Annotated in this window: 22 protein-coding genes; 5 read left to right on the top strand and 17 right to left on the bottom strand. The window is 66.3% G+C overall.

Features of this window, described 5'->3' with window-relative positions:
• Window positions 1–102 precede the first annotated feature (102 nt).
• Entirely contained in the window at window positions 103–729 is a 627-nt protein-coding gene (locus ACX1NL_RS00960; RefSeq protein WP_301612575.1) for a DedA family protein, read from the top strand.
• 45 nt (window positions 730–774) lie between these two features.
• Here the strand turns inward: ACX1NL_RS00960 and ACX1NL_RS00955 are convergent, their stop codons facing one another.
• Entirely contained in the window at window positions 775–978 is a 204-nt protein-coding gene (locus ACX1NL_RS00955) for a cold-shock protein (RefSeq protein ID WP_034996968.1), read from the bottom strand.
• Between the two features lie 180 nt (window positions 979–1,158).
• Here ACX1NL_RS00955 and ACX1NL_RS00950 point away from each other — a divergent pair, with 180 nt between their 5' ends.
• Complete coding sequence (locus ACX1NL_RS00950; protein WP_458898390.1) at window positions 1,159–3,504, top strand: DEAD/DEAH box helicase; 2,346 nt, start codon at window positions 1,159–1,161, stop codon at window positions 3,502–3,504.
• Here ACX1NL_RS00950 and ACX1NL_RS00945 read toward each other — a convergent pair.
• The 7 genes from ACX1NL_RS00945 to ssd form a co-directional block, all read right to left on the bottom strand.
• Complete coding sequence (locus tag ACX1NL_RS00945; protein ID WP_458898389.1) at window positions 3,501–3,815, bottom strand: Rv3654c family TadE-like protein; 315 nt, start codon at window positions 3,813–3,815, stop codon at window positions 3,501–3,503. The two genes, ACX1NL_RS00950 and ACX1NL_RS00945, sit on opposite strands and share 4 nt — an antisense overlap.
• Window positions 3,815–4,084, bottom strand: coding sequence for a hypothetical protein (locus tag ACX1NL_RS00940; protein WP_458898388.1), 270 nt, complete (start codon window positions 4,082–4,084; stop codon window positions 3,815–3,817). The genes ACX1NL_RS00945 and ACX1NL_RS00940 overlap by 1 nt, the downstream gene beginning before the upstream one ends.
• Window positions 4,084–4,242, bottom strand: coding sequence for a DUF4244 domain-containing protein (locus tag ACX1NL_RS00935; protein WP_228496346.1), 159 nt, complete (start codon window positions 4,240–4,242; stop codon window positions 4,084–4,086). Before ACX1NL_RS00935 ends, ACX1NL_RS00940 begins: the two co-directional genes overlap by 1 nt.
• A 76-nt stretch (window positions 4,243–4,318) precedes the next feature.
• Window positions 4,319–4,867: a type II secretion system F family protein gene (locus ACX1NL_RS00930; protein WP_458898387.1), complete on the bottom strand. Its 549-nt coding sequence runs from the start codon at window positions 4,865–4,867 to the stop codon at window positions 4,319–4,321.
• Complete coding sequence (locus ACX1NL_RS00925) at window positions 4,864–5,607, bottom strand: type II secretion system F family protein (RefSeq protein WP_458898386.1); 744 nt, start codon at window positions 5,605–5,607, stop codon at window positions 4,864–4,866. Before ACX1NL_RS00925 ends, ACX1NL_RS00930 begins: the two co-directional genes overlap by 4 nt.
• Window positions 5,604–6,725, bottom strand: coding sequence for a TadA family conjugal transfer-associated ATPase (locus ACX1NL_RS00920; protein WP_269952107.1), 1,122 nt, complete (start codon window positions 6,723–6,725; stop codon window positions 5,604–5,606). The genes ACX1NL_RS00925 and ACX1NL_RS00920 overlap by 4 nt, the downstream gene beginning before the upstream one ends.
• Window positions 6,726–7,742, bottom strand: coding sequence for a septum site-determining protein Ssd (ssd, locus tag ACX1NL_RS00915; RefSeq protein ID WP_269952106.1), 1,017 nt, complete (start codon window positions 7,740–7,742; stop codon window positions 6,726–6,728).
• A gap of 179 nt (window positions 7,743–7,921) precedes the next feature.
• On the opposite strand from ssd, the gene ACX1NL_RS00910 reads away from it, so the two are divergent.
• Window positions 7,922–8,737, top strand: a complete 816-nt coding sequence (locus ACX1NL_RS00910) for an HAD family hydrolase (protein ID WP_458898385.1) — start codon at window positions 7,922–7,924, stop codon at window positions 8,735–8,737.
• Window positions 8,738–8,860: 123 nt separating this feature from the next.
• Entirely contained in the window at window positions 8,861–9,418 is a 558-nt protein-coding gene (locus tag ACX1NL_RS00905) for a phage holin family protein (protein ID WP_458898384.1), read from the top strand.
• On the opposite strand, the gene ACX1NL_RS00900 is transcribed toward ACX1NL_RS00905, so the two are convergent.
• Genes ACX1NL_RS00900 through nth form a run of 4 tightly spaced genes read right to left on the bottom strand, consistent with a single transcriptional unit; the run spans window position 9,408 to window position 12,608 of the window.
• A complete protein-coding gene (locus tag ACX1NL_RS00900) occupies window positions 9,408–10,595 on the bottom strand; it encodes a MarP family serine protease (RefSeq protein WP_239356003.1) in 1,188 nt (395 codons plus the stop codon). The genes ACX1NL_RS00905 and ACX1NL_RS00900 overlap by 11 nt on opposite strands.
• A 10-nt stretch (window positions 10,596–10,605) precedes the next feature.
• On the bottom strand, window positions 10,606–11,304 hold the full coding sequence (locus tag ACX1NL_RS00895; RefSeq protein WP_301612590.1) for an NUDIX hydrolase: 699 nt from the start codon (window positions 11,302–11,304) through the stop codon (window positions 10,606–10,608).
• A complete protein-coding gene (locus ACX1NL_RS00890) occupies window positions 11,305–11,838 on the bottom strand; it encodes a TlpA family protein disulfide reductase (RefSeq protein WP_458898381.1) in 534 nt (177 codons plus the stop codon).
• Window positions 11,835–12,608 carry an endonuclease III gene (gene nth / locus ACX1NL_RS00885; RefSeq protein WP_181890111.1) on the bottom strand — a complete coding sequence of 258 codons (774 nt, stop codon included), beginning with the start codon at window positions 12,606–12,608 and terminating at the stop codon, window positions 11,835–11,837. The genes ACX1NL_RS00890 and nth overlap by 4 nt, the downstream gene beginning before the upstream one ends.
• 264 nt (window positions 12,609–12,872) lie before the next feature.
• On the opposite strand from nth, the gene glxR reads away from it, so the two are divergent.
• The gene (gene glxR, locus ACX1NL_RS00880) at window positions 12,873–13,556 is read left to right on the top strand and encodes a CRP-like cAMP-activated global transcriptional regulator GlxR (protein ID WP_034996942.1); all 684 of its coding nucleotides are present in this window, start codon (window positions 12,873–12,875) and stop codon (window positions 13,554–13,556) included.
• A 106-nt stretch (window positions 13,557–13,662) separates the two neighbouring features.
• On the opposite strand, the gene ACX1NL_RS00875 is transcribed toward glxR, so the two are convergent.
• The 5 genes from ACX1NL_RS00875 to ACX1NL_RS00855 form a co-directional block, all read right to left on the bottom strand.
• A complete protein-coding gene (locus ACX1NL_RS00875) occupies window positions 13,663–14,199 on the bottom strand; it encodes a transposase (RefSeq protein WP_458898380.1) in 537 nt (178 codons plus the stop codon).
• Window positions 14,200–14,331: 132 nt separating this feature from the next.
• Window positions 14,332–15,090 (bottom strand): ATP-binding protein, encoded by a 759-nt coding sequence (locus tag ACX1NL_RS00870; RefSeq protein ID WP_092100363.1) that lies wholly within the window; start codon window positions 15,088–15,090, stop codon window positions 14,332–14,334.
• A 14-nt stretch (window positions 15,091–15,104) separates the two neighbouring features.
• The gene (gene istA / locus ACX1NL_RS00865) at window positions 15,105–16,712 is read right to left on the bottom strand and encodes an IS21 family transposase (protein WP_458897662.1); all 1,608 of its coding nucleotides are present in this window, start codon (window positions 16,710–16,712) and stop codon (window positions 15,105–15,107) included.
• A 62-nt stretch (window positions 16,713–16,774) separates the two neighbouring features.
• The gene (locus ACX1NL_RS00860; RefSeq protein ID WP_458898379.1) at window positions 16,775–17,278 is read right to left on the bottom strand and encodes a hypothetical protein; all 504 of its coding nucleotides are present in this window, start codon (window positions 17,276–17,278) and stop codon (window positions 16,775–16,777) included.
• 23 nt (window positions 17,279–17,301) lie between these two features.
• Window positions 17,302–18,213, bottom strand: a complete 912-nt coding sequence (locus ACX1NL_RS00855) for a hypothetical protein (RefSeq protein ID WP_181890113.1) — start codon at window positions 18,211–18,213, stop codon at window positions 17,302–17,304.
• Window positions 18,214–18,223 lie beyond the last annotated feature (10 nt).

The raw sequence follows: 18,223 nt of genomic DNA, 5'->3' as shown, positions 1-18,223 counted from the left end.
CCTAACAGACAACTAGCACACGATTGTGCACCCGGGTAATAGGACTACACTGCTCGGGTGCCCCGGTGCCGTCTACCGCGGGGGCGGAAAGGATGCGTCTACGTGGTCGATTCCCTCATCGATTTCCTGCACACGCTCATGGCGATGCCAGTGTTTTACCCGCTGGTGACTGTGCTTATTGTCGCGGACGCGCTGGCACCCGTGGTGCCTTCGGAGACGGTGCTGAACTTGGCGGGCGCCTTTTCCGCCTCGCGCGGGGTGCCGAATGTGTGGGGCGTGATCGTTGCGGCGACCATCGGCGGGATCATCGGCGACAACATCTGCTTCGCGCTCGGCGGCAAGCTCATTCACCGGGTGGAAGCCTTGGACCCGGAGTCGAAGGCGGGCCAGGCGATCCGCTGGGTGCGCCGGAACATGAACCGCGGCGCGGGCGCGACCATTATCGTCGCCCGCTTCATCCCCTGGGCGCGCTGGGTGGCCACGATTGTGCTGGCGTCGGTGCGCTACAACTGGTTCAAGTTCGTCTTCTTCGACACCGTCGGCGTGATCCTCTGGGCGTTTTTGAGCGTCGGCGTCGGTTACTTGGGCGGGCGCATCCTGCAGGACTACCCGCTGCTCGCGATGCTTCTGGGCGTGGTGCTCGGCTCGTCTGTCGGCTACCTGATTCAAAAGGGCCAGAACAAGCTTGCCGAGTGGCGTGACGTGCGCCAAGGCGTGAGCAACGTATAAAAAACGGGGCTCCGAGCGGTAGCCCCGTCGATAAGCAAAGTGTGCTTAGAGCGCGCGCACCTGCTGCGCCTGCGGGCCCTTGGCGCCCTCGCCGACCTCGAATTCGACCTGCTGGTTTTCTTCCAGGGTGCGGAAGCCGGAGCCCTGGATCTCGGAGTAGTGGACGAAGACGTCGGAGGAGCCGTCGTCCGGGGCGATGAAGCCGAAGCCCTTTTCGGCGTTGAACCACTTCACGGTACCGGTTGCCATGGTGAAACCTTTCAAAAATTTGCGTAGAGATGTCGTCCACCAGGGCCTAACGGGTCCTGGTGCCCGCGTGCACAATCCTCGCGAGCACCGCTTCGGGCGCACACAAAATCTGTGACCGCCACCCAGTGTGCCATGAAGTGCGGGCCTTAGCACTGGGAACTGGCATACTTTCCGGTGATTATGGTTTCCCCGTTTGGCACCGAGCTGCTCGGCGCGCTGAAGCGCCGCCACCCTGCGGCGACGATCACGCATGTCGAGCATGTCCCCGCACGTCAGGCCCGCTACAGCGAGTGGCCTGGGTGGGTGGAGCCGCGGTTGAAGCAATTGCTTATCGACGAAGGCTTCGCTTCCCCCTACCTCCACCAAGCCCTGTGCGCAGAGCATGCGTGGCGCGGTGAGGACGTGGTGGTGGCGACGGGGACGTCCTCCGGCAAGTCGTTGGGCTACCAGCTGCCGGTGCTGACCGCGCTGGCGCAGGATCCGACGGCGTGCGCGGTGTATCTGACGCCGACGAAGGCGCTGGGCTCGGACCAGCTGCAGGCCACGCTGCGGATGGTGCAAGGCGCGGGTCTGGAGGGCATCCACCCGGCGCCGTACGACGGGGACACGCCGACGGAATCGCGCGCGGGCATTCGGGAGCACGCGCGCTACGTGTTCACCAACCCGGACATGCTGCACGCGTCCGTGTTGGGCTCGCACGCGCGGTGGGCGCGGGTCTTGCGGCACTTGAAGTACGTGGTGGTGGACGAGTGCCACACCTACCGGGGCGTGTTCGGCGCGAACGTGGCCTTGGTGCTGCGGCGGCTGCTGCGCATCGCTGCCGCGTACGGGTCTTCCCCGACGCTGATCTACGCGTCGGCCACCGCGGCGGACCCGGCGGGGCAGGCCCGCCGGCTGAGCGGGCGCGAGGCTGTGGCCGTGACCGAGGACGCCGCCCCTTCCGGCGAGCGCACCATCGTGCTGTGGGAGCCCGGTTTCATCGAGGGCGCCGAGGGCGAGGGCGGCGCGCCGGTGCGCTACCCCGCCACCGCGGAGGCGGCATCGGTGTCGGCTGAGCTGTTGCTGCAGGGCGCGCGGACGTTGACGTTCGTGCGGTCCCGGCGCGCCGCGGAGACGGTGGCGATGCGCACCCAGGAGCACCTGTCGGCGGCGGGCCGCGCGGATATGGCCGAGCGTGTCGCGCCGTACCGGGCGGGGTATCTGGCGGAGGACCGCCGCGAGCTGGAGCGCCGCCTGGACGATGGTGAGCTGCTGGGGGTGGCGTCCACGAACGCGCTGGAGCTGGGCATCGACGTCGGTGGGCTGGACGCGGTGGTGATGGCGGGGTTTCCGGGCACGGTGGCGTCGTTTCGCCAGCAGGCGGGGCGCGCGGGCCGTCGCGGGCAGAGCTCGGTGGCGGTGCTGGTGGCGCGCGACGAGCCGATGGACACCTACCTGGTCCACCATCCGGAGGCGCTTCTGGGCAAGCCGGTGGAAAATTCCGTGTTCGACCCAACCAACCCGTTCATTCTGCGCGGCCACGTGTACTGCGCCGCAGTGGAACGGCCGCTGAGCGAGGCGGACGTGGAGGCCTTCGGTGCCCGCGACGTGGTGGACGACCTGACTGCTGCGGGCTTGTTGCGCCGCCGGCCGGCGGGCTGGTTCGCGGTGCCGCAGTTGGACGGCGAGATCACGCCGGAGTCGGCGCACGCTTCGGTGTCGCTGCGCGGCGGTGTGGGCGAGCAGGTGATGATCGTGGACGTCGCCGACGGTCGGCTGCTCGGCACCGTGGACGCGGCGCGCGCGATGAGCCAGGTGCACGACGGGGCGGTCTACATCCACCAGGGCGAGTACTTCGTGGTCCAGGCGCTGGATCTGGACGACTACGTGGCACTCGTGGCGCCGGAGAGGCCGGACTACTCCACGCAGGCGCGCTCGACCACGGACATCACGATCCTGGGTGAGGCCCACCAGCTGGTCAACCCCTCGCCGGGGCTGTGGGTGGCAAGCGTCGACGTGGAGGTCATCGACCGAGTCACCGGCTACGTGGTGCGGCTTTCCGACGGCACCGTCAGCGAACACATCCCCCTCGACCTGCCCGAGCAGCGTCTGGTCACCCGCGCGGTGGCGTACACGATCGACCCGATGGTGCTGGACGAGCTGGGCATTACCGCCGGCGAGATCCCGGGCGCGCTGCACGCCGCCGAGCACGCCGCGATCGGGCTGCTGCCGCTTCTGGCCACGTGCGACCGCTGGGATATCGGCGGCGTGTCCACCGCACTGCACCCGGACACGATGCTGCCGACGGTGTTCGTCTACGACGGCCACCCGGGCGGCGCGGGCTTCGCCGACGAGGGCTTCGCCCGCTTCCACGAGTGGATCGAGGCGACCTGGGAGACCGTGCATTCCTGCGGCTGCGAGGACGGCTGCCCGTCGTGCGTGCAGTCGCCGAAGTGCGGCAACGGCAACCAACCGCTGGACAAGCGCGCCGCGTTGAAGCTGCTCGGCGCGCTAGTGACCATGACGGCTGGTGAAAAGCCACGCTAGGGCCCAGCGCGGGCAGCGGCCTCCGCCCGGCGGCGGGTGGCGGCCACCACGACGTCGCCAGCTGTGACCTCGCAGGAGACCACGCGCGCGCCGTTGAGCTCCGCGGTGCGGTCCGCTGTGGCACAGGCGTCACCGCCCCGGTACATCGCGGTCGCGCCGGCCACGGCGGCTAGGTCCGCCGCGACCCGGGCCCGGTGCGTGTCGGAGGTGTGCACCCCGAGCGCCACCACCGCCAGTGCCAGCGAAACTACTGACGTGATGATGCCGGTGGCGGTGATGGTGGCGGAGCCTTCGTCGGAAAGCAGACGCATCAGAACTCCACCGGGAACACGGCCGTGGCGCGCATGGTGCCGATCGGCGCCGGGACCGAGGCCGCCGCGGTGGCCAGGCCCGCGTTTTCCGTGACGGAGACGTCGCCGCGGGGCGCGGCGTAGTCCACCCCCAAAGCGTGGGCGCGGGCCGCGGCGCCCGCGATGTCCACCGCTGTGATGTAGGCGGCAGCGGTGGCGATCCCGCCCACGATCGCGGCTGTGACCACCACGAGGGCCGACAGCGACAGCGCGGTTTCGACGGTGCTCATTAGCCCGGCGTGTTGCTCAGCGCGTCGGTGATGACGCTTTCGATGGCGTTGGTGACGGCGTCGCCGTTGACCACGAGGTAGAGCACACCGGCAAGCGCCGCGGCCGCGAGGCTGCCAAAGGCGTATTCGATGGTGGACATCCCCTGGTCAGAGCGCATTTTTTGTGCTCTGGAGGCAGCGTACAGGTAGGTAGCAGTGAGTGCGGAATTGAGGTGAGACATGGGAAAACTCCTTCTAGTTGATCAGTGAGGTGCCGAGGCTGATCACCGCGGGCGCGAGCCCGAGGACGAAAAACGCCGGCAGGAAAAACGCGGTGAGCGGGATGGCGATGAGCACGCCCGCGCGTTCCGCTTTGGCTTTGGCCCGGTCCCCCGCGCCCGCGCGCAGTTGGGCGGCGATACGCCCGCAGCCCGCGGCCAGCGAGGTCCCGGAGGTGGCGGATAGGGCAACAAGCCCGGCGAGATCCTCGCCGCCCGGCAGGTGGCGGATCTCGGCCCAGGCGCGCTGGGGTTCGACCCCCAGCGCCGTCAGCGAGGCCACGGTGTGCCACGGGCTGCGTGTCCCGTGGGTGTCGGCGACCGCAGCCGCCGCGGTGGCGGCGGGCAGGCCCGCTGAGACGCATGCCGCGAACAGTTCGATGTCGCTGGCGCAGCGCTCCGGGTCGGCCGTTTCGGGGCCGTCGCGGGGCGCCTTCGGCGTGGTTGCGGTGACGCGGCCGCCGGGTCCGGCAGGCGCGACGCACAGTGCCGCGGCGACAAGCAGCGCGGGGATAAGGCCGATCATGCGCTGGCCCCCTCGATGATGCGGCGCGAGACTGCCACGCCTGCGCACACCAGCGCGGTGCCCACCACCAACAGCGCCCCGCCGAGCCCGCCGCCGGTGAGAAACGCCAGCGGGTTCGCGCCCATCGCGGTGCTCATGAGCACCCCGGCAACAGGCAGCAGTGCGAGGACTGCGGCGGTGGTTTGCGGGCCGGCCAGGGCGGCGCGGGTGGCGTCGCGGTGTCGGTTGGTGTGGTCGATGTCGTCGCGGAGTGCGGCGACCAGCTTCGCCAGCGGCACCCCGCGCGAGGCCGACAGCGCCCAGAGCGTGCCGAGGCGTTCAAGCTCCGGCACGTGTGTCTCCAGCGGCGCGCCGGAGCGGGCGAGCTGCGTCAGGCGGGCGGCTTCCGTGTGCAGCGGGGCTGGCGCCTGCTCGGCGGCACGCGCCAGCGCGTCCGGCATGGCGGCGCCTGCCTGCAGGTTGGTGGACACTGCCCCGAGGTACGTCGCGGCCGCCGCGCTGCGCCGCCGGGCGGCCCTGTCGTCGCGGCGGGCGCGCAGCACGTGCACCAGCGTCGCGCCGGCCATGGCCGCGGCGACCACGAGGCTGACGCGGCCGAACACCACCGCGCCGATGCCCGCAACCGCCACGGTGGCCGGGATAAGCCTGGGCGCGGGGCTTAGGGTGCGCTCGACCACCCGGTACGCGGGCGACGGCGCGGCGACGGCGACAGCGCAGGCGAGCAGAATCACGGTGATCATCGGGCGAGATCCTCGTAGCCGTCCAGCTCGCCGCGCTCGGCGTCCCAAACCACCTTCGCGCGCACCGGCTCGCCCTCGAGCACGCCGATCTGCTGCAGGTAGCGGGTGCCGTCGGTGCGGCGTTTGACCACCAGCACCACGTCGATGGCGGCGGCGAGCTGGGCATGCAGCCCGGCGCGGTCCATCCCGCCGAGTGCCGCGAGCGCCTCGAAGCGGGCGGGCACCTCCTCGATGGAGTTGGCGTGCAGGGTGCCGGCCCCGCCGTCGTGGCCGGTGTTTAACGCGGCGAGCAGGTCCACCACTTCCCCGCCGCGGATCTCGCCAACGACGATGCGGTCGGGGCGCATGCGCAGCGATTGGCGCACCAGGTCCGCGATGGTGATCGCGCCGGCGCCCTCGGCGTTGGCGCCGCGGCTGGTCAGGTTCACCACGTGCGGGTGGCCCGGGGTCAGCTCGAGTGTGTCCTCGATGGCCACGATGCGCTCGGCCGGGTCCACCTCCGCCAGCAGCGCGGACAGCAACGTGGTCTTGCCGGAGCCGGTGCCGCCGACCACCACGAATGCCTTTCGCTTTGCGACGATCCCCCGCACCAGCGCCGCCCTCTTTTCGTCAAGCGCGCCACGCGCCACCAGATCGTCGAGCGTGGCCGAGGCAGTGCGCAGCACGCGCAGGGAAATGCACGTGCCCGCCTGGGCGGTCGGGGCGAGCACGGCGTGGAAGCGCAGCAGGGTGCCGTCGTCGCGGGTGACGTGCCCGTCGCAGAACGGCTGCGCGTCGTCCAACCTGCGCCCGCAGCTCACGGCCAGGCGGGTGGCGAGCCGTCGCACGGAGGCCTCCGAGTCGAACGTCAACCCCGAGCGCTCCAGCCCCTGGCCGGTGTCCACGTACACCTCGTCCGGGGCGTTGACGCAGATGTCGGTCACGGCAGGATCCGCCAGGATGGCTTCTAGGGGGCCGGCGCCCGTGGTGTCGTCGCGAAGCTTGCGCATGATGTCGAGCACCCCGATGTCGCTGATCACCACCGCTTCTTCGCGGATGATCGCGGCGATGCGCGCCGGGTCGGGCTGAGCCGGCTCGTCGGCCAGGCGGCGCTTCACGCGGGCGAGCACCTCGTCCATCTAGGCCACCTCCCCCAGCACTGCCTCGGCGGCGCGGTTGAGCGTGCGCGGCAGCTTCGCCGGCAGGCCGGCCTGGTCCAGCTGCTTGGTCAACCCGCGGACCTGCTGCACCTGCGCGATCACGGACGCTTTCGCCGTGTCCTCCACCTGAGCGGGCTCCAGCGAGGCCCACTCGCTGTGCCGCAGCACCAGCGCGTTGGCCACCCCGGCGGCGTTGCACTCGGCGACGATCCGGGCGGCGGCAGCGGCCGCGCGCAGCTCGGGCCGCAGCATCACCACGGCGAGGTCGCAGCGGTCCGGCAGCAGCGCAAGCGGGGCGTCCACCACCGTCAGCCCGTCCGTGCCGGCGGCGTGCACCACCGCGTTGAGCTCCTCCAGCGACAGCCGGAACGGGTCCGCCACGGTTGTTCGCGGAAACGTCAGCAGCGCGGTGCCGTCCTCGCCGGCGGGCAGCGCCCCGCGCAACTCCGCGCGCGAGACCGCCCCGCCGGCGGCGAAGTCGATCTCGCCCCAGCGCGCGCCGGGCGTGCTCTCTAGCCCCAGCAACAGGTCCAGGCCGCCGGAGAGCTGGTGGGCGTCCACCAGCGTGGCGTTGCCCGCCGCCCGGCACAGCGCCGCGGCGAGCACCGACGCGCCCGCCCCGCCGCACGCGCCGAGCACGGCGACCACCTTTCCGCTCGCGGCCGCCACGGCCGGGGCCAGCGCCAGCGCGCCGATGCTGCGCAGCACGTCCGCGGCCTGGGCGGGCAGGGCGAAGACGTCCTCGCGCGTCGCGGCCGGGGCGGTGTCCGCGACCACGGTGAACACGTTCGGTCCCCGTGGTTGGGTGCTTAAGGAGGGGGCCCGGTGGTCGTCGATAAGCAAGGCATGCGCCTTGGGAGCGTGGCGGGCGAGCTGGGTGTCGTCGGCGGCGTCGATGACCTTGCGGCCTGTTGCGGCGGCGATGTGGATGGCTTCGGAGTGCAGCGCCGGGTCCGCGACCGCGACGACGATGGGGCCTGTGTCTGTGTGTGTCATGGCGGTAGCGTGCAACCGCCACAACCCGGAAACAATGGGCAAAATTTTTTCTGTGGATAACCCACCCTGTTTGCGGACGCTTCAACAATTCCACTGTGGATAAGTCGCCCCACGCGTCACACTAGTTTCACAGGCCTTAGCTACGCAGCCGTAGGGTTAGGGGGCTACACTGCAGGGGTATGTCTGCTAACAAGCCGGTGGCGGCCTTCTTCGACCTGGATAAGACGATCATTGCGACGTCATCCGCGTTCGCCTTCGGCAGAGAATTCCTGAACAACGGGATGATCACCCGACAGGAAGCCTGGGAGCTCTACCTCACCAAAGCCCAGTACATGCTGGTGGGCCAGTCCAGCCAGAAGATGGACTCCACCCGCGACGCGCTCGCGCAGATGGTCGCCGGCTGGGACGTCGCAACCATCCAGCGCATCACCCGCGACACCCTGCGCGAGGTGGTCGCCCCCGCTATTTACGCCGAAGCGCGCCAGCTTATCGACGACCACAGGAACGCCGGCCACCACGTCATCATCATCTCGGCCTCGGCTGCGATCCTGGTGGAGCCGATCGCCGACGAACTCGGAGTGGACACCGTGGTCGCCACCGAAATGGCCGAGGAAAACGGCAAGCTCACCGGCGAAATCACCCGCTACCTCAAAGGCGACGCGAAGGCCGAGGCGGTGCGACAGTTCGCCGCCGAGCACGACTTCGACCTGGACCACAGCTACGCCTACTCCGACTCCGCCACCGACATCCCCATGCTGGAACTGGTGGGCAACCCGGTTGCCGTGAACCCGGACCGGGCGCTGAAGAAACACGCGCTGGCCAACGGCTGGCAGGCCCGCACCTTCAAAAACCCGGAGCCGCTGTTCCAGATGCCGAACGCGCGCGAAGTGGGCATCGGCGCGGGCGTGATCGCTGGCGTGACCGCCCTGGCAGTCGCCGGTGTCCTCATCGCCCGCGCCATGGGCGGCGGCAAGGACGACAAGCGCTCGGCGTAAAACCGCGTGACTTTTCTACCCCGATTCGGGCAAATACCTCCATACATCGCTAACATCGTGTGAAGAATTTCCAGGCACCTTCCCGGGTGCCGTATAAAAGCCACCCAGGAAGGTGAACTACAAGTGAGCAACGAAGGCCTCTACACCAGCGGCTCCACCGCCGTGAACGCCAAGGTGGACTCCATCCCGCTGCGCGACACCTACGCCACCCAGCCGGGCAACGACTCCATCGGCACCCTGATCTCCAACGCGTCCCAGCAGGTCTCCACCCTGGTCCGCGGCGAGATCGAGCTGGCCAAGGCCGAGGTCGTCGGCGAGGTGAAGAAGGGCGCCATGGGCGGCGGCCTGTTCGCCGTGGCCAGCGTGATCGCGCTGTACTCCTCCTTCTTCCTCTTCTTCGCCATCGCGGAGATGCTCGCGTCCTGGATGCACCGCGGCTGGGCGTTCCTGATTGTCTTCCTGGTCATGCTGGCGCTGGCTGGCCTGCTCGCCTTCATCGGCTTCAAGAAGATCAAGAAGATCAAGGCGCCGGAGAAGACCATCGAGTCCGTCAACGAGCTGAAGAACCTCAAGCCGGGCCAGGCGCAGAAGAACCTGGCCAAGGACGAGGCTGGCCTCTACACCTCCTCCGGCACGGGCTCCTCGCTGCCGCGCACCGGCTCCACCGCCGTTAACCGCTAACGCACGCTTGCGTATCCGCGGGGCGCGTTAAGCTCCGCACATCCCCTACGCGCTGCTGCACCTGGTGTGCAGTCAGCGCGTATCCCGTTTCTGAGGTGTCCAGGGACGCCCCGAAGATCATTCCCGCGACTTCGCCTCCCGGGGTGAGCAGCGGCCCGCCGGAGTTGCCCTGGCGGATGTTGCCGCGGATGGTGTACGCCTCGCGCTCCACGCGCCCGGTGGTGTAGATGTCCGGGCCCGCGATTTCCAGCTTGCCGCGGATGCGCACCGGCGCCGCCTCGAACGGGCCGGACTTGGGGTAGCCCATCACCACGGCGCTGTCGCTGACCGCCAGCTCGTCTTCGGCCCAGCGCAGCTCCGGCAGGCCCAGTTCCTCGGCGCGCAGCACCGCGATGTCGGTGTCCGGGTCAAACAGCACCACCTGCGCGGGCTTGACTCCCACCACAGTGTCCAGGGCCACCCGTTCGGTGCCGGCCACCACGTGCGCGTTGGTGAGCACGTAGCCGTCCTCGATGACAAAACCGGTGCCCATCAGGCGCCGCCGGCAGGTTTCCGCGTCCCCCATCACGTGCACCACGCTGGGGCGAAGCTTCTCGACGACCTCCGGCTCCACCACGGACCCATCCGGCGCCGCTACCTGCGCCCCGCCCAGCGAATGGAAGGGGGAGACCAACGGCGGCAGCCCGGATTCGTCGAGAAGCGCGGCGAACCTCGCCGGCAGCTTCGAGGCGGACTCGGGCGCGGCGGCGTTGATGGTGCCGAAGACGCGGGAGGAGCGGATGCCGTCGCCGATCTCGCCCGGCACCGAGGCCGCCAGCGGGATGGAGATGAACCACAGCACCGCAGCCACCGCCACCGATTGGAACGTCGCGCCGAGCGCGGAATCCAGCACGCGGCGGCCCCGGGAGCGCACACGCCCGCGCAGGCTGGCGCCGACGGTGACGCCGACCAGGTTGCCCAGGCCCACAAACAGCACGACCAGGGCGATGAGCAGCACAATGCGCACCGTCTGGGACTCCGACAAGTCCAGGACGAACGGTGCCAGCGCAAGCCCGATGACCAGGCCCGCCACCACGCCGATTGCGGAAAGCACCGCGGAGAGCGCCCCCTGGCGCCAGCCGCTGATGCAGGCGGCGACGACGGCGAGCGCGAGCAGGACGTCGATAACCAGGTGCATTCCGGTGATGTTACCGCTCACGGTTGGCAGAACGCGCCAGCGCAGCCCGCAAGTCGCCGGGCTTTTCGTCCCAGGGCCGCACCCAGCCGCCCAGCTTCAGCACCACGGCGAGCAGCACGCCGGTAAAGCCCCACACCAGAAACTCGCCTGCCCAAAACGCCGGCCCCGACCATTCCTTGATGCCCAGCATCGCCCGGTTCTGCGGGTCCACGAGCTCCCGCACCGGCACGAAAAACACCGCATCGGTCTCCTCCTCGCTGGCCGGATAGACCTCGCCGGGCTCCGGGGTGAACGCCACCACGGAGCGCACGCGCCGGTTGCTGCCGCCGGTGGTGGCCGCGTCCAGCATGGCCAGCGGGATCACCCGGTCCGGGTCCAGGCCGGTTTCCTCCCACGCTTCGCGCAGCGCGGCATCCACGGGCCCGCCGTCGCTGGGGTCGATGTGGCCGCCGGGAAACGCCATCTGGCCGGAGTGGCTGCGCATGCGCGGGGTGCGGTGGGTGATCAGCACCCGCGCGTCCTCCGGCAGCTCGGTCGCGCGCGGGTCGCCGGCGAACAGGATCAACACGGCGGCCTGGTCCGCGCCGTCTTGTTGCAGCACGCGCGGCGACAGCAGCCGGCGCGGGATTCCCGCACCGCCGTCTTCGATGGCCTCTAGCAGGGGTTTCAGCCACCGCGGCGCGCGGTCCGGGCGCAGCGGCGCGTCCATCTACAGCGCCCCCTCGACAGCCGCGGCGAGCTCCTCAGCCGAGGTGAACTCCTTGGCAAACACCGCCACCTGCTCGCCGCCGCGCAGCACCACCGTCACCGGCACAACCGGCGGCAGGCCCTGCTCCGCGGCGAAGGCGCCCGAGTCGTCCTGGTAGCTGGGCAGATCCACCCCGATTTCCTCCAGCAGTGCCGCGCCATTGCCCGCGTTTTGGTCCGCGTGCACGCCCACCACCGTGTATTCCGGGTGCGTGCGCGCGAACTCCTCCACTGCCGGCAGCTCCGCGCGGCACGGCTGGCACCACCAGGCCCACACGTTGACCACGGTGATTTCCTTGGCCTCGCCGGCCACGTCCCCGCCCAGGCACGGCAGGTCCAGCCCAGCCGGGCAGTCCGGCCGTTGAGGCACCTGCTTCTCGACGGCCACAGGGTCCCCCGTTGGTTGATCGTCGACAAGCAAACTGCGCGCGCCCGCCACCACGAGCAGGGTCACCGCGACGATGACCGCAACACTCACCCAGATCGCGCGCTTCATGCAAGCCCCAGGATGTGGTCGCGCTCCGGGCCCGTGACCAGGTCCGAGGCCGCCTCCGGATCGGTGGGGCCGGCGCCGAAGCTCGGGCAGTCGAACGCGATCGGGCACACGCCACACGCCGGTTTGCGGGCGTGGCAGATACGGCGGCCGTGGAAGATGATGCGGTGGGAGAACATGGTCCACTCGCGGCGCTCGATGAGCCCGGCGATGGCGTGCTCGATCTTCACCGGATCCGTTTCCTCGGTGAGCATGAGGCGCTTGACCAGCCGCTGAAAGTGCGTGTCCACCGTCAGCCCCGGCATGCCGAACGCGTTGCCGCGCACCACGTGCGCCGTCTTGCGGCCCACGCCCGGAAGCGTCACCAGATCCTCGAGTTTGGTGGGCACTTCCCCGCCGAAATCCGCCACCAGCTTCTGGCCTAAACCGATGAGGTTTTTCGCCTTCGAGCGGTAGAAACCGGTGGAACGGATAAGCTCCTCCACCTCGGTTTGATCGGCTTCCGCGTACGCGTGGGCGGTGGGGTACTTGGCAAACAACGCCGGGGTGACCATGTTGACGCGCACGTCCGTGGTCTGCGCCGAAAGCACCGTCGCCACTAGCAGCTCCAGCGGGTTGGAAAAGTCCAGCTCAGCGTGCGCGTCCGGGAACGTCTCCGCCAGCGTGCGGTTGATCCGGCGGGCCCTCCTCGTGCGGCCGATGTCCGTCTCCGCCCCCTTCGCCGCCGGATGGGATCCGGGGCGGCGGTGTTTTTTCGGCGTGGTGGAGGACATGACCGACATGCTAGTTATGCGTGGCGTAAAATGACACCTATGAATGTGATTCTCGTGCTGCTGATCCCGGTAGTGCTCGGAGCGTTCCCGCTGGCGATGGAGCGGCTCGAGGCGCGCGTGGTGGATTAACACCAACTTGGCCAACCACCTGACCAAGACCGCGCATGGGTGGTAAAGTGCAAAACGCACTGTGACGGCTGCCAAAAAGTTACGCGAAAGTGACTGCAACCACTGCCCCCTGGCCGTCCCAACCGAGGAGGATTCATGGAAGGCGTACAGGACACACTCGCCCGCGCCGGCATTTTCCAGGGCGTGGACCCGGAAGCAGTAGCCGCGCTAATCAACGAGATGGACACGGTGACCTTCCCCAAAGGCACCACCATCTTCGACGAAGGCGAACCCGGCGACCGCCTCTACATCATCGTCGACGGCAAAATTAAGCTCGCCCGCCACGCCCCGGACGGCCGCGAGAACCTGCTGTCCGTGATGGGCCCGTCGGACATGTTCGGCGAGCTGTCTATCTTCGACCCGGGTCCACGCACCTCCTCCGCAGTGTGCGTCACCGAAGTCACCTGCGCCACCATGGACTCCACCATGCTGCGCACCTGGATCGACACCCACCCGGAGATCTCCCAGCAGCTCCTCCGCGTACTGGCCCGCCGCCTGCGCCGCACAAACGCGTCGCTTGCGGACCTCATCTTCACCGACGTGCCCGGCCGCGTGGCCAAGACGCTGCTGCAGCTGGCCAACCGCTTCGGCACCCACGAAGGCGGCGCCCTGCGCGTCAACCACGACCTGACGCAGGAAGAGATCGCCCAGCTCGTCGGCGCCTCCCGCGAGACGGTGAACAAGGCGCTGGCCACCTTCGCCCACCGCGGCTGGATCCGCCTCGAGGGCAAGAGCGTGCTCATCGTCGACACCGAGCACCTCGCCCGCCGCGCCCGCTAGCGCGCCCCCGTTTGCACAAATCGACAACGCTCCGGCATTTCCCCAGGTGGGAGAAGCCGGAGCGTTGGCGTCGCTTTGTGTCAAGTGGTTGTGAACAGTTTCTGGTTCAGGCGACGGTAAGTGTGGGTGATTGTGGGCGGGTTTTGGTGGTTGTGCGGATGATGGTGACCTCTTTGGGTAGTCCGGTCGGTGTTTTGGGCATTGCGGTGATGAGTCCGGCTTCGAGTGCGGCACGTGCTGCGTTGATGCGGTTGGTTTCGTATTGCTTCCAGGTACCGTCGAGCACGCTTTGCGGGGTGTAGCCGTTGATGCCGCTGTGGGGCCGGTTGTTGTAGTGCCTGGTAAAGCGGGCTACCCATTGGGTGGCGGCGTCGATGTCGGCGAAGGCTTTCGGGTAGTACGCAAATCCCTTCATGGTGTGGAACAGTGACTCCATCTGGGGGTTGTCGTTGCTTGTTGCCGGCCGGCTAAACGATGCGTCAACGTCGTGTTTGGCGAACACTCGCTTTAAGGCGTTGCTTCGCATAGCTGCCCCGTTGTCGGAGTGCACGGTTTGCACTGTGGGGTAGCGCGTCAAGATGTCGTCGAAGAGTTTGGATACACCGCGTGCGTCTTCGCGGTGGGTGACCAACGTGCCGATCACGGCGCGTGAGTACAGGTCGATGATGGTGTCAGATGCGGGTTTTTGGTACCGGTGTTCCGGAGACCCGGTACTGCTGTGTTCCGGGTAGTTGGTACCGGGGCCGGGCCGACGGAGTTGGCCCGGCTGTTTGTCTTATTCGTCCGGTTCTATTGGGGCGGTGGCCTTGCGCATGTCGAAGTCTCCGATGCGGATTCGGTGGCCGTTGTTGAGGCGGCTAACGAGTGAATCGGCTCCGACTCTGTCGGGGAGGGCTTCGACCCAATAGGCGGCGGCCGATTGGGAGGAGATCAGTGTTGGGAGCCGACCGTCGCGGTCGAATATGATCTTGCTCAGGTCTTCTTGCCCGCGCTGGTTGATGCTCATGGTCATAAAATCGTCGATGATAAGGACATCGACATTGATCAGTTTCCGCATCTTATCGAGGTAGTTTTGGTCAGTCGGTGAGAAGACCGCCAACATGTCTACGAGTTGGTCTAGCCGGTAGTAGGCCACGGAGTATCCGGCTTGGCATGCGGCGACGCCGATGGCGCAGACTATGTATGTTTTCCCTGTTCCGGTCGGTGCGAGGATGTGAATGTTGGTCGGGTTTTCCCGCCAGTTGGTCGCCGCGATTCGTTTCAGTTGGCGCATGTTGATGCCGCGTTGTTCTGCTCGGGTGACTTCAGCAAGGCTCGCGTCCGGGTATCGGAATTGTGCCTGGGTGATGGCTTTGGCGATGTTGCGTTGTTGCCGCTGTGTGTAGGCCTCTTCGACTGCTGCGAGGAAGATGTCCTCTGGTAGCGCATCCGCGTAGGCCTCGTCGTTGACAATCTCGTAGAAGACATCAGCGAAGGTCGATACGCGAAGCTTTCGCATTTTTGCCCGTACTGTTTCGTCATTGATGTTGCTCATGGTTCACGCTCCTTCTAGTTTTCGTAGTGGTCAGCAGGACGGATGAAGACGGCGTCAGCTGCGTCGCTGGTAAGCGGGGCGCTTGGGCGTTGTTGGTTCTTCGTCGCGGGCTGTGTCTTTCGCCCTGGTGCAGCAGGGGGCTGCTGAGCGTGCGCAATGTCAGTCTGGATGCGCTTGATCACAGCCATAGTTGGAGCCAGCTTCTTTTCTAAGACCTGCTGGCACGCCGGCTCGAGGGTGGCTTTGCTGTGCTTTTTGCCCAGGTTGGCCAGCACGTTGCGAGCTTGAAGAAGTCCGCGGGGGACGGCGGCACTATTACGATCGAGGATCATCGCTATGACTGTGTGCGTTGCAGAACCGAACGACGAGGCCCAAGCCAAGAGTTCGTCGCGGGTGAGCGCCTTGTGGCCTTCGTCATCGCTGCTTGGCCCATGGTTGGGATCAGTGGAGTACCGGTATTTGAATCCGTGAAGGCGTGTGTGTTCAGCAACTAGTTGATCACCGTTGAAGATGCTCACCAGTTGCGGGGTGAGCCTGACCGTCACTGCCTCTCCTACCAGCTGAAATGGCACAGAATAGTACTGGTAGTCACAGGTGATGTGCCAATTACGGTCGACTTTGAGCCGCTTGTATGACACTTCCGTAAACGGTGTCGGCGGCAGATCGCGCATCACTGGTGCTTCTTCTTGCTCAAAGCGCATGCGCCGTGTTGTGCCATCAGCCCGTGTCATTGCGCTGTTGATATCGGCAAGCCGGTCAGCGATTGCCTCATTGAGTTCATCGAGATTGTAGAAGACCTCGTCGCTGAAATACCCGAGTATTTTGGTGTAGGCGATTTTCACAGCACGTTCTACTGCCGCTTTGTCGCGTGGCCTGCCAGGTCTTGTCGGCACAATCGTGACCCCGTAGTAGTCGGCAAACGCTGCGTAGCGGTCAGTGACCATCCGGTAGCCTGAATGCTTCCTCGGCCGGTAGGTCGCCGTAGAGGCATTATCCGGCACGATGACCGCCGGTAATTTGCCAAGATAGTTCAACGCTTTGACGTGGCATGCAATCCAAGCCGGCATCTTCTCATTCGCAGCAGCAGTGACGTACATCAGCCCTGAGTACGGGCATACCGCGACAAACAGCGACGCCTTGAATGCGGTATCACCACTGGCCTGATCCACCACCGGCACTTTGTCGCCAGCCCAGTCGACGTAAAGCTCTTGCCCCGGCTCATGGGTGACGACTTCGACAAGATCATGAGCACGGAGAAATTCATTGAGCCCACTGCAAAACTGGGAGTACTGGTACTTTGTCTTGTCCGTCGGACACGGCTGCGACAAGTAGTCCATCCACAGCTTGTGCCTGGTCACGTGCTTTTTGCTTTGGAGCTTGCGTGCAAGGGCTTGAAAATCAGGCTGGTCGTAGGACATCGTCCGCTTACTCCGGCCGTCGCTGAATCGATCATCGAACCATCCCGGTGGGAGTTGGCGGAAACGCTCTGGCGTTAGTGCCTCATCAGCGATGACTTTCTTTGCGCGGGATACTTCTCGTCGTGAACATCCCAATGCGTGTGTGATCTGCGCGTAGCTTGCACCGTCAAGGCACATCGCGATGATCTGTTTGAAGTTAGCCACAAGGACCGGCTCCTTCCAAGTAGATGTTGACGCGACACCACCGGATTGTGGTGTCGCCAACATCAACTATGAAAGAAAACCCCTTGCAGTACCGGGTACGTGGAACACCGGTACCAACTACGCGGACTCGCGGTACCAACTACCCCGAATCGACAGATGGTGTGGCAGGCGTAGTTTTCGTTGACGAACGGGCCAGGCAGGAATGTGATGTCCCAGCACAGCACTTGTGCTGGTGCAGTAGCGACGACATGTGGTGGCTGGTTGTTGCCGCGTTTCGACCTGCGTTTGGTGCGAGTGCAGTTACGGTGCTTCAACAGTCTGTTGTGCTTGCGGGCGATGCGGTAGAAGCTGCTCAAACTGGCGACGTAAACGCCGTGGTTATAGGCGTTGTAGAACACATCGTCCACGCTCGATTGCGGGTTGGCGTCCAGCTGGGCGAGGATCTTATCGACGTGTTCCTGTGTGAGCCGGGCGATGTTGCGTTCGTGGTGGGCAATCGGGTTGGCGGTTTTCGGCCGCGGGTTGGATTCGTAGTAGATCCGGCTGCGGCTGACTCCCAGCAACACACACGCCCGGGAAGTGGAGTGGCCTAATCCGACAAGGGCGTCGATGAGTCGTTGTTCTTCTTGTCGACCAGCTTCATAGCGTCGCGTTTCGTCTTCGGATAGGCGTTTTCCTCCGCGTCGTAGTCCACGCCAGGAAGATCGGGCATGGACGCTAAAGCTTTTCCCAACACATCACTGGTTTTGACCCATTTATCCAGTTCTTGTTCTTGCCGGGTGAGTTTGCGGTTGGCTTTGGCGAGTTCTTTTTTCAACCGTTCGTTTTCCCGAATCATCGCCTCAACCTGGCGACGTGACTGCGTGAGGTCATCTGAGGTGCGTTTTCCCACTGTTCCTGCCTTTCGTTTATGCGTGTAATGCGCGATCGACCCGTCTGCGACCATGGTGGCCCACCGCAGCACTGTCCGGTGGCACAGATCATGCCTGGCGATAAACGCCTCCTTTTCACCGTAAGGAAGCGAAAGGTAGCGCTGCACCAGCGACGTCACCGCCGCGGCGTCGAGCACCGCTGGCAGTTCCTCGTCGCCGACCGACGCTGCCTTTTGCTGCGCGCAGGTCAAAAGCCCAAGCTGTTGGCCCCACCGAAAGATCTTGGCTCCATACAGCCCATGGCGATCAAGCCAGATACCTTTCGCCCCATACGGCAACTGGCGATAGATCGTGACCATCTGTCGCTTCTGAGCGGCAGTAAAATCCAACCCCCGCGAATACGGCTGGCACGCTGTAAACACAACCGCGCCAGCCTGCGGCATAACCAGGTCATCCTCGTCGAGGACCTCGCCAGGAGACAGCACCGTCACCGCAAGGGACAACACATCATCAGCGCGAAGCCTCCGCCTGGGCAGGCGACCGCTTCGAACCTGTTGACCACCGACCGAAGCTGCCTCGGACAGCACGTCCGGCTCCGGGATCAACACTGGAACATCGAGCAAAGTCATGAACAAAACC

The organism is Corynebacterium sp. CQ3829_602738 (assembly GCF_054478435.1).
This window is presented reverse-complemented; position numbering and strand designations above follow the sequence as displayed.